Source organism: Streptococcus sp. 959, from assembly GCF_013277075.1.
In the GTDB taxonomy this organism is placed as follows: domain Bacteria; phylum Bacillota; class Bacilli; order Lactobacillales; family Streptococcaceae; genus Streptococcus; species Streptococcus pseudopneumoniae_C.
This window is the reverse complement of sequence record NZ_VMMF01000046.1, coordinates 1-730: the sequence shown is the minus strand read 5'-3', so window position 1 is coordinate 730 and position 730 is coordinate 1. Positions and strand designations below refer to the sequence as shown.

Genomic DNA, 730 nt, shown 5'->3' with positions numbered 1-730 from the left:
TCGATCCCGTTAACTCCCATAGGTCCCGTAGTGTAGCGGTTATCACGTCGCCCTGTCACGGCGAAGATCGCGGGTTCGATTCCCGTCGGGACCGTTTAAGATAACGCAAGTTATTTTAGACTCGTTAGCTCAGTTGGTAGAGCAATTGACTTTTAATCAATGGGTCACTGGTTCGAGCCCAGTACGGGTCATATATGCGGGTTTGGCGGAATTGGCAGACGCACCAGATTTAGGATCTGGCGCTTAACGGCGTGGGGGTTCAAGTCCCTTAACCCGCATTAAGATATAATAAATGAGCCGGCTTAGCTCAGTTGGTAGAGCATCTGATTTGTAATCAGAGGGTCGCGTGTTCAAGTCATGTAGCCGGCATTTTTAGATAGAAGAAAATAGTGCGAACGTAGTTCAGTGGTAGAACACCACCTTGCCAAGGTGGGGGTCGCGGGTTCGAATCCCGTCGTTCGCTTAGAGAGGCCGGGGTGGCGGAACTGGCAGACGCACAGGACTTAAAATCCTGCGATTGGTAACGATCGTACCGGTTCGATTCCGGTCCTCGGCATAACATAATGAGCACCCTTAGCTCAACTGGATAGAGTACCTGACTACGAATCAGGCGGTTAGAGGTTCGACTCCTCTAGGGTGCATTTTCTATTTAACTCGGGAAGTAGCTCAGCTTGGTAGAGTACTTGGTTTGGGACCAAGGTGTCGCAGGTTCGAATCCTGTCTTCCCGAT

General features: G+C 50.5%; 8 tRNA genes. All 8 read left to right on the top strand.

The features are described from left to right. The first annotated feature begins 21 nt into the window (after positions 1–21). Positions 22–94 (top strand) — tRNA-Asp (locus HT717_RS09775). Between the two features lie 24 nt (positions 95–118). Next, positions 119–191: transfer RNA gene (locus tag HT717_RS09770), tRNA-Lys, on the top strand. Positions 192–196: 5 nt separating this feature from the next. Beyond that, a tRNA-Leu gene (locus HT717_RS09765) sits at positions 197–278 on the top strand. 18 nt (positions 279–296) lie between these two features. Further along, a tRNA-Thr gene (locus tag HT717_RS09760) sits at positions 297–369 on the top strand. A 22-nt stretch (positions 370–391) separates the two neighbouring features. After that, positions 392–463, top strand: a tRNA-Gly gene (locus HT717_RS09755). A gap of 7 nt (positions 464–470) precedes the next feature. Continuing rightward, positions 471–556, top strand: a tRNA-Leu gene (locus HT717_RS09750). Between the two features lie 11 nt (positions 557–567). Then, positions 568–641 (top strand) — tRNA-Arg (locus HT717_RS09745). A 14-nt stretch (positions 642–655) separates the two neighbouring features. Beyond that, positions 656–729 (top strand) — tRNA-Pro (locus HT717_RS09740). Position 730 lies beyond the last annotated feature (1 nt).